Source organism: Kitasatospora sp. NPDC048194, from assembly GCF_043202455.1.
In the GTDB taxonomy this organism is placed as follows: Bacteria; Actinomycetota; Actinomycetes; order Streptomycetales; family Streptomycetaceae; genus Kitasatospora.
Window position 1 is genome coordinate 374,914 of sequence record NZ_JBIDAK010000001.1, and the last position, 14,232, is coordinate 389,145.

Annotated in this window: 12 protein-coding genes; all 12 read left to right on the forward strand. The window is 72.6% G+C overall.

Going from position 1 to position 14,232, the window contains the following annotated elements; all coding sequences use genetic code 11:
* Positions 1-9: 9 nt before the first annotated feature.
* The 12 genes from thrC (at position 10) to ACGF07_RS01875 (ending at position 14,057) form a co-directional block, all read left to right on the forward strand.
* Entirely contained in the window at positions 10-1,107 is a 1,098-nt protein-coding gene (thrC, locus tag ACGF07_RS01820; protein WP_392894523.1) for a threonine synthase, read from the forward strand.
* 346 nt (positions 1,108-1,453) lie between these two features.
* On the forward strand, positions 1,454-2,392 hold the full coding sequence (gene thrB, locus ACGF07_RS01825) for a homoserine kinase (protein WP_392894525.1): 939 nt from the start codon (positions 1,454-1,456) through the stop codon (positions 2,390-2,392).
* Between the two features lie 586 nt (positions 2,393-2,978).
* Positions 2,979-5,060: a transcription termination factor Rho gene (rho, locus tag ACGF07_RS01830; RefSeq protein ID WP_350737805.1), complete on the forward strand. Its 2,082-nt coding sequence runs from the start codon at positions 2,979-2,981 to the stop codon at positions 5,058-5,060.
* A gap of 140 nt (positions 5,061-5,200) precedes the next feature.
* Positions 5,201-6,337, forward strand: coding sequence for an LCP family protein (locus ACGF07_RS01835; RefSeq protein WP_392894527.1), 1,137 nt, complete (start codon positions 5,201-5,203; stop codon positions 6,335-6,337).
* A 204-nt stretch (positions 6,338-6,541) separates the two neighbouring features.
* Positions 6,542-6,763, forward strand: coding sequence for a 50S ribosomal protein L31 (gene rpmE, locus ACGF07_RS01840; RefSeq protein WP_030235761.1), 222 nt, complete (start codon positions 6,542-6,544; stop codon positions 6,761-6,763).
* A 146-nt stretch (positions 6,764-6,909) separates the two neighbouring features.
* Entirely contained in the window at positions 6,910-7,986 is a 1,077-nt protein-coding gene (gene prfA / locus ACGF07_RS01845) for a peptide chain release factor 1 (protein WP_350737799.1), read from the forward strand.
* Positions 7,987-8,044: 58 nt separating this feature from the next.
* Positions 8,045-8,911 carry a peptide chain release factor N(5)-glutamine methyltransferase gene (gene prmC / locus ACGF07_RS01850; protein ID WP_350737796.1) on the forward strand — a complete coding sequence of 289 codons (867 nt, stop codon included), beginning with the start codon at positions 8,045-8,047 and terminating at the stop codon, positions 8,909-8,911.
* 130 nt (positions 8,912-9,041) lie between these two features.
* A complete protein-coding gene (locus tag ACGF07_RS01855; protein WP_350737793.1) occupies positions 9,042-9,689 on the forward strand; it encodes an L-threonylcarbamoyladenylate synthase in 648 nt (215 codons plus the stop codon).
* Between the two features lie 32 nt (positions 9,690-9,721).
* Positions 9,722-10,363, forward strand: a complete 642-nt coding sequence (locus ACGF07_RS01860) for a protein-tyrosine-phosphatase (RefSeq protein ID WP_350737872.1) — start codon at positions 9,722-9,724, stop codon at positions 10,361-10,363.
* 171 nt (positions 10,364-10,534) lie between these two features.
* The gene (gene glyA, locus ACGF07_RS01865) at positions 10,535-11,815 is read left to right on the forward strand and encodes a serine hydroxymethyltransferase (protein ID WP_392894530.1); all 1,281 of its coding nucleotides are present in this window, start codon (positions 10,535-10,537) and stop codon (positions 11,813-11,815) included.
* Positions 11,816-12,032: 217 nt separating this feature from the next.
* Positions 12,033-13,316 (forward strand): MraY family glycosyltransferase, encoded by a 1,284-nt coding sequence (locus ACGF07_RS01870; RefSeq protein WP_392894532.1) that lies wholly within the window; start codon positions 12,033-12,035, stop codon positions 13,314-13,316.
* Positions 13,317-13,613: 297 nt separating this feature from the next.
* Entirely contained in the window at positions 13,614-14,057 is a 444-nt protein-coding gene (locus ACGF07_RS01875) for a hypothetical protein (protein WP_350737784.1), read from the forward strand.
* The last annotated feature ends 175 nt before the right edge of the window (positions 14,058-14,232 follow it).

Below are 14,232 nucleotides of genomic sequence, written 5' to 3' on the forward strand. Positions count from 1 at the left end.
GGAACAGCCATGAACGCCGTTGCCGAGAACGTCGTCCGAGGCGCGCACACCCACCAGTGGCGCGGCCTGATCGAGGAGTACCGGGACCGCCTGCCGGTCACCGCGGCCACCCCGGTGGTCACCCTGCTGGAGGGCGGTACGCCCCTGGTCCCCGCCCAGGTGCTCTCCGAGCGCACCGGCTGCGAGGTCTACCTCAAGGTCGAGGGCGCCAACCCGACCGGCTCCTTCAAGGACCGCGGGATGACGATGGCCATCTCCAAGGCCAAGGAGGAGGGGGCCCAGGCCGTCATCTGCGCGTCCACCGGCAACACCTCGGCCTCCGCCGCCGCGTACGCGGTGCGGGCCGGGATGGTCTCCGCCGTGCTCGTCCCGCAGGGCAAGATCGCCCTCGGCAAGATGGGCCAGGCGCTGGTGCACGGCGCCAAGATCCTGCAGGTCGACGGCAACTTCGACGACTGCCTGACGCTCGCGCGCGAACTGTCCGAGAAGTACCCGGTGGCCCTGGTCAACTCGGTGAACCCGGTGCGGATCGAGGGTCAGAAGACGGCGGCCTTCGAAATCGTCGACATGCTCGGCGACGCCCCGGACATCCACGTCCTGCCGGTCGGCAACGCGGGCAACATCACCGCGTACTGGAAGGGCTACCGCGAGTACGCCACGGACGGGATGTCCTCCCGCACCCCGCGGATGTGGGGTTTCCAGGCGTCCGGCTCGGCCCCGATCGTGGACGGAGCGCCCGTCCTCAAGCCGCAGACCATCGCCACCGCGATCCGGATCGGCAACCCGGCCTCCTGGGACTACGCGCTCGCCGCCCGGGACGAGTCCGGCGGCCTCATCGACAAGGTGACGGACCGTCAGATCCTGGCCGCCTACCGGCTGTTGGCCGCGCAGGAGGGCGTCTTCGTGGAGCCCGCGTCGGCCGCCTCGGTGGCCGGCCTGCTGGCCAAGGCGGAAGCCGGCCTGGTCGACCCGGGCCAGCGGATCGTCTGCACCGTGACCGGCAACGGCCTCAAGGACCCGGACTGGGCGGTGGCCGGCGCGCCGCAGCCGCAGATCGTCCCGGTCGACCCGGAGGCCGCGGCCCAGCGGCTCGGACTGCTCGACTGACGACGTGGTCTGACGCCCCGACGGGCCGACTCTTTCGAGGGGCGGCCCGTCAACGCTCTCCACTGACTCTTTTGTGTCAATCTCGCTTCGCATTCCGATCCGATTCCGGAACGCATTCCGGCCAGAACCGGCAACACACCAGATCGAAGGCCCACGGGGTGTACCACTGGGGAACCTCTCTTCGATACTCTGGCTTCGGCCGTGTGGCACATGCCCCGGGCCCGTCCTGGTACGGGCCGAGCCGACGACTGTGGCCGCCCGCCCCGTGGGCCCGCGGCCCTTTCCCCCCACCCCTGCACCGACGACGCGCACCGCGCCGCCCGATTTCCCCAGGAGAGTCCACCGCATGGCCGGTCCTGCGTTCCGTGCCGCCGCCGTCCGGGTCCGGGTTCCCGCGACCAGCGCCAACCTCGGTCCGGGCTTCGACGCCTTCGGACTCGCGCTGGGCCTGTACGACGACGTGGTCGTCCGGGTCGCCGACTCGGGCCTGACCGTCGACATCGCCGGCGAGGGGGCCGGGACGCTGCCCCGGGACGAGCGCCACCTGCTGGTCCGCTCGATGCGGGCCGCCTTCGACCGGCTCGGCGGCCAGCCGCGCGGCCTCGAAGTGGTCTGCGCCAACCGGATACCGCACGGCCGCGGCCTGGGCTCCTCCTCGGCCGCCATCTGCGCCGGCATCGTGGCCGCCCGCGCGGTCACCATCGGCGGCCCCTCCGCACTGGACGACGACGCACTGCTCGCCCTCGCCTCCGAGCTCGAGGGCCATCCGGACAACGTCGCGGCCTGCCTGCGCGGCAACTTCACCATCGCCTGGACCGACGAGGAGTCCGCCAAGGCGGTCGCCCTGGAGCCCTCCGAGCGGGTCGTGCCGGTGGTGTTCGTCCCGGCCGGCGAGGTGCTCACCGAGACCGCCCGCGGCCTGCTGCCGAAGACCGTCCCGCTGGCCGACGCCGCCGTCAACGCCGGCCGCTCCGCCCTGCTGGTGGAGGCGCTGACCCGGCGGCCCGAGCTGCTGCTCGCGGCCACCGAGGACCGGCTCCACCAGGACTACCGCGCCTCCGCCATGCCGGACAGCGCCGCGCTGGTCGGCGCCCTGCGCGCGGAGGGCGTGCCCGCCGTCATCTCCGGGGCCGGCCCGACCGTGCTGGCGCTCACCGACGAGGCGGGCGTCGACAAGGTGCTGTCCTTCGCCGGCCACCACGGCCACGGCGGGGATCCGGCGTTCGCCGCGCACCGGCTCGACGTCGACCGGACCGGGGCCGCCGTGCTCCCGCTGGACGTCTGACCAGGCGAAGCGCCCTATTCGGGCCCGGTGCCGAGCCGGGCCGTCCGGACACGATTGGCAAGCCCGAGGTCGGGGAATGTCTGAGGGGGTCGGTAGTGTTAACCTCATTGCTGCACCAGGTGCCCTCCGGGGCTCGGTGCGCCGCGTCCCGATCCCAGCACTCCACGGCCGTGGAGTCGTGGCGATGTCCGGGGCGACGATTCTCCGGGAGCCCACCGCAGCGCGTACGCAGCCTGCCTGCGCGACATGCGGCCGCATCCCGAAGCCGTGACGGCACCTGACTCCCACCCGCGGCCTCCACCTGAGGCCAGGACGGGCGGAGCGCGGGCCACCGTCACGCGACGGGGGCCCGGGATTCGCAGGCAGCGTGGGGGCAAAGCCCTCAGGGGAGGTCGACACACGACCGGCCCACGCGCCACCTCAGCACCACCGTGCTTCATGCACCGCACCTCGCAGCTCTCCCTCGACGGGCTCCCGCCATTCGAGGGACCACCGCCTCGGACCGACGCAGTCGAGCGTCGGTCAGGACAGCACAACCGGTCGCCGAGCCAGACAGGCCGACGTCCGCTCCAGGGAAGGACCCTTAGTGAGCGACACCACCGATCTGATGGGCGCGCGCCCGGACGCCGATGCGTCGGACGCGGCCGCCGCACCCGCTGCCCCGGCACGCCGCCGCCGCAGTGCCGCCGCGGGCCTGGACGGCATGGTCCTCGCCGAGCTGCAGAAGCTCGCGGCGGACCTGGGCATCACCGGTACCGGCCGCATGCGCAAGAGCCAGCTGATCGAGACCATCAAGGAGAAGAGCGGCGGGGACCCGCTGCTCGCCGCCGGTGGCGCCCCGGCCGCCAAGCGCACCGCCGCCAAGGCGGACGCCGAGGCCCCGGCCGAGAAGCCGGCCCGCCGCACCAAGGCCGCCGCCGCGCAGGCCCCGGCCGCCGAGCCGCAGGCCCAGATCGAGATCCCGGTCCAGGCCGCCCCCGAGACCACCGCGCCCGCCCGTAGCGAGCGCACCCGCCGCCGTGCCACCTCGGCCGCCGGCGCCCCCACCGCCCCGGCCGGCGAGGCCGGCGCGGAGGCCGCCACCGTCGCGGTGGCCGAGCCCAAGCAGGCCGAGCGCGCGGCCGAGACCCGCGCCTTCGAGGGCCGCGAGGAGGGTCGCGAGAGCCGTCGCGACCGTCGTGAGCGCCGTGACCGCCGCGACGGCGGCGAGCGCGGCGACCGCCAGGACGCCGGCGAGGCCCAGGCCGGGCAGGACGGCGAGTCGCGCGAGTCGCGTCGCGACCGCCGCGGTCGGCGCGACCGTGCCGACCGCCAGGGCCAGCAGGGTCAGCAGCAGGGCCAGACCGACGGCCAGCAGGGCCGCCAGGGCGGCGGCCAGCAGGCCCAGCAGCCCCAGGCCCAGCAGGGCGGCTACGAGGACGACGAGTTCGGCGAGGGCCGTCGCGGCCGTCGCGGCCGCTACCGGGACCGCCGGGGCCGCCGCGGCCGCGACGGCTTCGAGACGGGCGCCGCCGAGCCGCAGATCGGCGAGGACGACGTCCTGATCCCGGTCGCGGGCATCCTCGACATCCTCGACAACTACGCGTTCGTGCGCACCTCCGGCTACCTGCCGGGCCAGAACGACGTCTACGTCTCGCTCGCCCAGGTCCGCAAGAACGGCCTGCGCAAGGGCGACGCCATCACCGGTGCGGTGCGCCAGCCGCGCGAGGGCGAGCGCCGCGAGAAGTTCAACGCCATGGTGCGGCTGGACTCCGTGAACGGCATGGACCCGGAGACCGGCCGCGGCCGCCCCGAGTTCAACAAGCTCACCCCGCTCTACCCGCAGGAGCGGCTGCGCCTGGAGACCGACCCGGGCGTGCTGACCACCCGGATCATCGACCTGGTGTCGCCGATCGGCAAGGGCCAGCGCGGTCTGATCGTCGCGCCGCCGAAGACCGGCAAGACGATGGTGCTGCAGGCGGTCGCCAACGCGATCACCCACAACAACCCCGAGTGCCACCTGATGGTCGTCCTGGTCGACGAGCGTCCGGAGGAGGTCACCGACATGCAGCGGTCGGTGAAGGGCGAGGTCATCTCCTCGACCTTCGACCGCCCGGCCGAGGACCACACCACCGTCGCGGAGCTGGCCATCGAGCGCGCCAAGCGCCTGGTCGAGCTGGGCCACGACGTGGTCATCCTGCTGGACTCCATCACCCGCCTGGGCCGTGCCTACAACCTGGCGGCGCCGGCCTCCGGCCGCATCCTGTCCGGTGGTGTCGACTCGACGGCGCTGTACCCGCCGAAGAAGTTCTTCGGCGCCGCGCGCAACATCGAGAACGGCGGCTCGCTGACCATCCTGGCCACCGCGCTGGTCGAGACCGGCTCGCGCATGGACGAGGTGATCTTCGAGGAGTTCAAGGGCACCGGCAACATGGAGCTCAAGCTCGACCGGAAGCTCTCGGACAAGCGCATCTTCCCGGCCGTCGACGTGGACGCCTCCAGCACCCGCAAGGAGGAGATCCTGCTCGGCAGCGAGGAGTTGGCCATCGTCTGGAAGCTGCGCCGGGTGCTGCACGCGCTCGACTCGCAGCAGGCGATCGAACTGCTCCTGGACAAGATGAAGCAGACCAAGAGCAACGCCGAGTTCCTGATGCAGATCGCCAAGACCACCCCGGGCTCCGGCGACTGACCGTAGTCGGACGGCTGCCCCAGCACGGAACCCCGGATCGCGCGAGCGGTCCGGGGTTCCGTGCGTTCGCGGCGGCTTTGTTCCAGAGTTGGGACATCTTGAGGCTATTCGATCATCTTGTCCGTTTTACTCTGGACCGTATGGCCGAGCACAAGAGGGTCCCGAGTCGCCGCCGCAAGGTCCTGCGGTGGTCCGCCTGCGCGCTCGCCGCGCTGGTCGTCGCCGGCGGCGGCGCAGGCGCCTACGCGTACCTGAAGCTCAACGGCAACATCAAGAGCGTCGACATCGACTCCCGCCTCGGCGACGCCCGGCCCCCGGCGGCCACCGACGGCTCCTTCAACATCCTCGTGCTGGGCTCCGACTCCCGGAGCGGCGCGAACGGCGACCTGGCCGGCGGGAGCGCCGGCGACAGCGCCCGCTCCGACACCGCGATGGTGGTGCACGTCAGCCAGGACCACACCCGGGCCTCTGTCGTCTCGATCCCGCGCGACACCCTGGTCGACCGCCCGCAGTGCACGGACAGCAGCGGCAGGTCCGTCCCGGCGGTCAAGCGGGCGATGTACAACAGCGCCTTCGAGACCGGCGGCGCGGCCTGCGCGGTCAAGACCACCGAACAGCTCACCGGGCTGCGGATGGACCACTACCTCCAGGTGGACTTCGCCGGCTTCGCGAGGGTCGTGGACGCGATAGGCGGGGCCACCGTGACCACCACGGTGGCCATCCACGACAAGGACAGCGGGCTGGACCTCCCGCCCGGCGAGCATCACCTCGACGGACAGCAGGCGCTGGCCTTCGTGCGCACCCGGCACGGCGTCGGCGACGGCAGCGACCTCGGCCGGATCGAGCTCCAGAAGCAGATGGTCAAGTCGCTGCTCCGGCAGGCCGGCGGGGTCGGGCTGCTCTCCGACCCGGTCAAGCTGTGGTCGATCGGCGACACCATGACCAGGAGCGTCACCACCGACTCCGCGCTGGGCTCGGTGAACGCCCTGGTGGGGCTCGTGCAGGAGCTCAAGGGGATCGGGCCCGACCAGCTGACCATGGTCACCCTGCCGGTGGAGGCGGCCCCCGGCGACCCGAACCGGGTGGTCCCGCAGCAGTCGCAGGCCCAGCCGCTCTGGGCGGCCCTCAGGGCCGACCAGCCGGTGCCCCAGGCGGTCGTCTCGGCCCAGCCGCAGAACCCCGCGCAGACGGACCCGGCCACCGCGGGCGCGGCCGCGCCGAAGGCCTCCGCCAGGACCTCCCCGAAGCCCGCCGCGACGGCCACCGCGCGGCGCTGACCGGCCACCCCGCGACGGCCGGCGCGCGGTGTCCGCGGCCCCCCGCGGCACCCGGCGGCGGCCCGGAACGACGGTCGGAATATCCCGCGGGGGACCCCGGTTTTGGAAGGTGCGGCCGGTCCTGGCAGACTGGTACGTCGGTCCCGGTTCACGAGCGGCACTCCGCCGCCGACCCGGTGCCCTCCCGAAACCTAGGAGAACCCCTTGAAGTCCAACGTCCACCCGGAGTACGTGGTCACCCGCGTGACCTGCACCTGCGGCGCCGAGTTCACCACCCGCTCGACCGAGACCAGCGGCGAGATCCGCGCCGAGGTCTGCTCGCAGTGCCACCCGTTCTACACCGGCAAGCAGAAGATCCTCGACACCGGTGGCCGCGTGGCCCGCTTCGAGGCCCGCTTCGGCAAGCAGCACAGCGCGAAGGCCTAGCGCTCCCTCGGCGCCGGTTCCCGGCGCCCCCGTACTCGTTCCGGGGGCGTTGGGGGCCGGCGCCGTTCGCGTCCTCCCACGCGGTCGAAACCGCCCCGCGTCCACCCCCCAGTCGTTCCGCAGCCCCCCGGGAAGAAGGCCACCCCATGTTCGAGGCAGTCGAAGAGCTCCTCGTCGAGCACGCCGACCTCGAAAAGAGGCTGGCCGACCCGTCCGTCCACGCGGACCAGGCGAACGCCCGCAAGCTGGCCAAGCGGTACGCCGAGCTGACCCCGATCACCCGGGTCTACCGGCAGTGGCGGCAGGCCGGCGAGGACATCGAGGCCGCCCGCGAACTCGCCGCCGAGGACCCGGAGTTCATCGCCGAGGTGAAGGACTCCGAGGCGCGCCGCGACGAGCTCACCGAGGAACTGCGCCTGCTGCTGGTGCCGCGCGACCCGAGTGACGACAAGGACGTCATCCTGGAGATCAAGGCGGGCGAGGGCGGCGAGGAGTCCGCGCTGTTCGCCGGCGACCTGCTCCGGATGTACCTGCGCTACGCCGAGCGGATCGGCTGGAAGACCGAGATCATCGACTTCAACGAGTCCGACCTCGGCGGCTACAAGGACGTCTCGGTGGCCGTGAAGACCAAGGGCAGCGCTGAGCCCGGCCAGGGCGTCTGGGCCCGGCTGAAGTACGAGGGCGGCGTGCACCGCGTGCAGCGCGTCCCCGCCACCGAGTCCCAGGGCCGCATCCACACCTCCGCGGCGGGCGTGCTGGTCACCCCCGAGGCGGAGGAGGTCGAGGTCGAGATCCACGCCAACGACCTGCGCATCGACGTCTACCGGTCCTCCGGCCCCGGCGGCCAGTCGGTCAACACCACCGACTCGGCGGTCCGGATCACCCACCTGCCGACCGGTATCGTGGCGTCCTGCCAGAACGAGAAGAGCCAGCTGCAGAACAAGGAGCAGGCGATGCGCATCCTGCGGTCGCGGCTGCTGGCCGCCGCCCAGGAGGAGGCCGAGCGGGAGGCCTCGGACGCGCGCCGCAGCCAGGTCCGCACGGTGGACCGCTCCGAGCGGATCCGGACGTACAACTACCCCGAGAACCGCATCTCGGACCACCGCACGGGCTTCAAGGCGTACAACCTGGACCAGGTCCTGGACGGCGACCTGAACGCGGTGATCCAGTCCTGCGTCGACAAGGACGCGGCAGCCAAGCTCGCCGCGGCCCAAGAGAACTGAGACCGGCGCGCCCCAGCCCGACGCCGAAGCCGGAGCGCAGAAACAAGAGGTCGTACGGATGAACCTGCTGCTCGCCGAGGTGGCCCAGGCCACCCAGCGGTTGGCCGCGGCCGGCGTGCCGTCGCCGCGCTTCGACGCGGAGGAACTCGCCGCCTACGTCCACAACGTCAAGCGCAGCCAGCTGCACACGGTGAAGGACGCCGACTTCGACGCCCGCTACTGGGCAGCGGTCTCCCGCCGCGAGGCGCGCGAGCCGCTCCAGCACATCACCGGCCGGGCGTTCTTCCGCTACCTCGAACTCGCGGTCGGCCCCGGGGTGTTCGTGCCCCGGCCGGAGACCGAGACGGTCGTCGAGTGGGCGATAGACGCGGTGCGCGACATGGACGTCGCCGAGCCGCTGGTGGTCGACCTGTGCTCCGGCTCCGGCGCCATCGCGCTCGCCCTGGCCCAGGAACTGCCGCGTTCGACCGTGCACGCCTTCGAGCTCGACGAGGGCGCGCTGACGTACACCCGGCGCAACATCGAGGCCAGCCCGGACCGCGCCCGGGTCACCCTGCACGCCGGGGACGCCACCAAGGCCTTCGAGGACGACCGCTCCTGGGACGGCCGCTTCGACCTGGTCATCTCCAACCCGCCGTACATCCCGCTCACCGAGTGGGAGTACGTCGCGCCGGAGGCCCGCGACCACGACCCGCAGATGTCGCTGTTCTCGGGCGAGGACGGCCTGGACACCATCCGCGGCATCGAGCGGGTGGCCGCGCGGCTGCTGCGCCCGGGCGGCGCGGTGGTGATCGAGCACGCCGACCAGCAGGGCGGCCAGGTGCCGTGGATCTTCAACGAGGAACGCGGCTGGACCGACACGGCCGACCACCGCGACCTGAACAACCGGCCCCGCTTCACGACCGCCCGGAGGGCGGGGTCGTGAAGCATCAGGCCCAGTACGACCGCCCGGAGGGCGGGGTCGTGAAGCATCAGGCCCAGTACGACCGCCCGCAGGGCCGCGCTGTCAATTCCGCCGTGAACCTCATGAGCCTTTCCGGAAGGGGACCGCACCGATGAGCCGCCGCTACGACTGTGCCGACGCCGGGGACCGCGCCACCGGCCTGCGCGAGGCCGCCTCGGCCATCCGCCGCGGCGAACTCGTCGTCCTGCCCACCGACACCCTGTACGGGGTCGGCGCGGACGCCTTCTCCCCGGAGGCCGTCGGCGAGCTGCTGGCCGCCAAGGGCCGCGGCCGGAACATGCCCTCGCCCGTCCTGGTCGGCTCGCCGACCACCCTGCACGGGCTGGTCACGGACTTCTCCGAGCAGGCCTGGGAGCTGGTCGACGCCTTCTGGCCCGGCGGCCTCACCCTGGTCGCCCGGCACCAGCCCTCGCTGCGCTGGGACCTCGGCGAGACCCGCGGCACCGTCGCCGTCCGGATGCCGCTGCACCCGGTCGCCATCGAGCTGCTGAACACCACCGGCCCGCTGGCCGTCTCCAGCGCCAACAAGACCGGCGGGCCGTCCCCGGCCACCTGCGACGAGGCGCAGGCCCAGCTCGGCGACGCCATCTCGGTGTACCTGGACGGCGGGCAGGCCGACCACGCCACCGCCTCGTCCATCGTCGACGTCACCGGCAAGGTGCCGGTGCTGCTGCGGGCCGGCGCGGTCAGCATCGAGCAGCTGAGGGAGGTCGTCCCCGACCTGGAGGCCGGAAGTTGACGCCCACCGCCTCGCTCCACGCGCGGCCCGGCATAGCGCCGTACCTGAGCGTGGGCCCCAGGCCGTTGGACCACTTCCGGATCCTGTTCGTCTGCACCGGGAACATCTGCCGCTCGCCGATCGCCGAGCGGCTCACCCGGCGTGAGCTGGACACCCGTCTGAGCCCCCGGGTGGCCGGTCGGATCCTGGTGGAGAGCGCGGGCACCTGGGGCCACGTCGGCGCGCCGATGGAGGACCACGCGGCGACGGTGCTCGACGAGTACGGCGCCGACAGCGGTGGCTTCGTCGGCCGCGAGCTGCTCGACGAGCACGTCGTCGAGGCCGACCTGGTGCTGACCGCGACGCTGGACCACCGCGCCCAGGTGATCTCGATGGGCCACGAGGCGGGCCTGCGCACCTTCACGCTGAAGGAGTTCACCCGGCTGGTGCGGACGATCGACCCGGGCACCCTGCCCGACCCCCGCCGCGGCGCCGACGTCACCGAGCGGGCCCGCGCGCTGGTCCGGGCGGCCGCCGCGCTGCGCGGCTGGCTGCTGGCCGCGACTCCGGAGTCGGACGAGCTGGAGGACCCGTACGGGGCGCCGATCGGCATGTTCCGCAACTGCGGCGAGGAGATATTCGACGCGATCGACCCGGTGGTCACCGCGCTGACCGGCACCCCGGCGCGGCGCTGACCCCTCGCCCGGCCGACCCCGCCGCACCGGAACCGGGCCCGGACCGGGGCCGATCGGGGGGCTGAACGGCGGATTCCGGCGGGCCGCGGGTGCGGTCCGGTCCTACGCTGGGTAGACGTCCCCCAGTCTCCGGCCGGGGGCGCCCTCATCCGCAGCGCCCGGGAGCCTGCCATGACCGTCACCGATGCCGCGACCGGCTCGAGCGCGACGAGGGGGCGCCCGTGGGCGTCCGGAGCGCTGCACCGGGCGGACCCGCAGATCGCCGACCTGATGGCCGCCGAGGCCGAGCGGCGGGCCGAGACGATCCAGTTGCTGGCGGGGGAGAACCTGACCAGCCCCGCCGTGCTGGAGGCGCTGACCGGGCCGCTGATCGACAAGTACGCCGAGGGCTATCCGGGCCGGCGGCACCACACCGGCTGCGCGCCGGCCGACGCCGCGGAGCTGCTGGCGATCGACCGGGCCCGCGAGCTGTTCGCCGCTCCGCACGCCAACGTCCAACCCCGGTCGGCGACTTCGGCGATGCTGGCGGCGTACGCGGCGCTGCTGCGGCCCGGTGACGGGGTGCTGGCGATGTCGCTGGAGCACGGCGGCCACCTCAGCTGCGGTTCGCGGGCCAACTTCTCCGGCCGCTGGTTCGCCTGCACCGGTTACGGCGTGCGCGAGGCCGACGGCCTGATCGACCTCGACCAGGTCCGCGACCTGGCGCGGGCGCACCGCCCGAAGGCCATCGTGGCGGGTTCGATCTCCTACCCGCGGCACCCGGACTGGGCCGCCTTCCGGGAGATCGCCGACGAGGTGGACGCCTACCTGATCGCCACCGTCGCCCAGACCACCGGCCTCGTGGCGGCCGGGGAGGCGCCCTCCCCGGTGCCGTACGCCGACGTCACGGTGGCCGCCACCCACAAGCTGCTGCGCGGCCCGCGCGGAGGCCTGCTGCTGTGCACCGCGGAGCTGGCCGAGCGGGTCGACCGGGCGGTGTTCCCGTTCAGCCAGGGCGGCGCGGCGATGAACGAGGTGGCCGGCAAGGCGGTCGCCCTGGCGGAGGCCGCGACGCCCGCCTACCGGGCCTACGCGCGGCAGACGGTGGCAGGGGCGCGGGCACTGGCCGCGGGGCTCGCAGAGGCCGGAATGCGCCCCCTGACGGGTGGCACCGACACCCACCTGGTGACCGCCGACGTGAGCCCGCTCGGGGTCAGCGGCGCGGCGGCCGAGCGGCGCTGCGCGGCGGCCGGGCTGCTGTTCGGCAAGTGCGTGCTGCCGTACGACCCGGCGCCGGTCGCCGAGGCCTCCGGGATCAGGCTGGGCACGGGCACCGTGACCAGCCAGGGGATGGGCGAGGCGGAGCTGTCCGAGATCGCCGGGCTGATCGCCCGGCTGCTCGCCGGGGAGGCGGCCGGGCCGGTCGCCCAGCGGGTGCGGGAGCTGGCGGCGGCCTTCGCTGTGGACCGTTGACGCGTTCCGCGGCGGCGGTGACCGGGCGCCGGTGTCCGTCGGCGCCCGCCGTCGTGCGCGGGCATCTCGATCTCCTACCCGTGAGGGCGAACCGCGATGCGCGCTCCGGGCGTCCGACTCAATAAGGTGTGTGCCGTGGCGACGCACCTCGAATCCCGGGAAGGCAGGGGAGTACCTTCGGTACCTCCCCGTTCGACAGTGATGCAGGAGGCCGGTGGTGCGTGAGTATCTGCTGGTGCTGTTCTGCACCGCCGCCGTCACCTACCTGCTGACCGGCCCGGTGCGGAAGTTCGCCATCGCCGCCGGCGCGATGCCGCCGGTCCGCGCCCGCGACGTGCACCGCGAGCCCACCCCGCGCCTGGGCGGCATCGCCATGTTCGGCGGGCTGTGCGCGGGCATCCTGGTCGCCTCGCAGCTGGACAACCTGAGCAAGGTGTTCTCCCAGGGCAGCGACATCCGCGCGCTGCTGTCCGGCGCCGGGATCATGTGGCTGCTGGGCGTCCTCGACGACAAGTGGGGCGTCGACGCGCTGGTGAAGCTCGGCGGCCAGATGATCGCCGCCGGCGTGATGGTGTGGCAGGGCGTCACGGTGATCACCCTCCCGGTGCCCGGCGTGGGCTCGGTCGCGGTGAGCCCGACCCAGGGCATGGTCATCTCGGTCACCCTGGTCGTCGTCATGGTCAACGCGGTGAACTTCATCGACGGTCTGGACGGCCTGGCGGGCGGCATGGTGTGCATCGCCGCGATGGCGTTCTTCCTGTACAGCTACCGGCTCTGGTACGGCTACGCGATCACCGACGCGGCCCCCGCCGTGCTGTTCAGCGTGCTGCTGATCGGCATGTGCCTGGGCTTCCTGGCGCACAACATGCACCCCGCGCGGATCTTCATGGGCGACTCGGGCTCGATGATGCTGGGCCTGATGCTGGCCGTCGCGGCGATCTCGATCACCGGCCGGGTCGACCCGGACCTGATCAACAACGAGACCGGTTCGCAGACCGCCACCGTGCACGCCCTGGTGCCGATCTACATCCCGCTGCTGCTGCCGCTCACCGTCATCGCGCTGCCGCTGGCCGACCTGCTGCTGGCGGTGGTCCGCCGGACCTGGGCGGGCCAGTCCCCGTTCGCCGCCGACAAGCGCCACCTGCACCACCGGCTGCTCCAGGTCGGGCACTCGCACAGCCGCGCCGTCCTGATCATGTACTTCTGGGCCGCGCTGATCGCCTTCGGCACGGTGGCGTTCTCGGTGACCAACACCGGCCGCACCGTGGTGCTGACCCTCGCCGGGCTCTGCCTGGTCGGCCTGGTGGTGCTGCTCACCCCGCGGTTCCGGCCGCGCGCCCCGCGGGCGGTGCAGTCCTTCGTCCCGCCGCGGTACCGGCGGCAGCCCTCGGCTCCGATGGCTGAACTGTCGGCGAAGGACAAGCAACTCCTGGGTGAAGCCAGCCGGCGTTCCGCCACCGAGCCCGCGGACCACGGAAAGGCCACCGGCCGCCGGTCGTAGGGGAGTTGATGTTGCGTCAAATGGGCTCACCCGTACGGCGGATTCGTTGCGCCATCGGTGTGACAGGTACCACACATTCATGGTAAAGCTCTCATCAAATAGTTTGTGATACCGTTCACGAGTACCGAGAACACGCCGAAAGACCTGACAGGTGGAGGGCTTCCGTCCCTCGTCGGTCTCCCTCGACGGGCCCGCCGCTTCCGCGGGCGGCCCGGCGGCGGCCCGCTCGGTCCGGTGTCACCCGCCACCGTCTGTGCCCGTCCCCCGCCACATCGACATGCCGCCGGAGCTGCCGACATGCCGTCCACCGACGCCCGGATCCTCCGAGGCGCCGCGATCCCCACTGCGGTCGCCGGGATCATCGCCATGGCGATCTCCTTCGCCGTCGCCGGTGGGAAGGGCCTGCTCGGCGCCCTGATCGGCGCGCTCCTCGTGATGGCCTTCTTCAGCTTCGGCCAGATCGCGCTCGACCGGCTGACCAGGTCGAACCCGCACCTCATGATGGCCGCCGCGCTCATGGTCTACATGACGCAGATCCTGCTGGTCGCCGTCGTCCTGCTGGTCTTCAAGGACACCGAACTGTTCAACCGCAAGGCCTTCGCGTTCACGCTGATCGGCTGCGTCCTGGTCTGGACGGGCTTCCAGGTGCGCGGTGCGCTCAAGGCCAAGACCTTCTACGTCGACCCCAACGCCTCGGAAAACAAGGGCGACAAGCCCTCCGACTCGGGTCGTCAACAGTGACGAGCCCCGACTGTCCCCCCAACGAGGGGGGCGGTGTTTATGCCGCACTGACGGGCTGCTATCGTCCGTCGCAACAACGGAGTACGGGAAGAGGCCTGGTCTGTCCGGACAGTGGACGGATCGCCCCCCGGATCCGCGCAGTCTTCGATGATCCCGCAGTCGCGCAGCGCGCCGT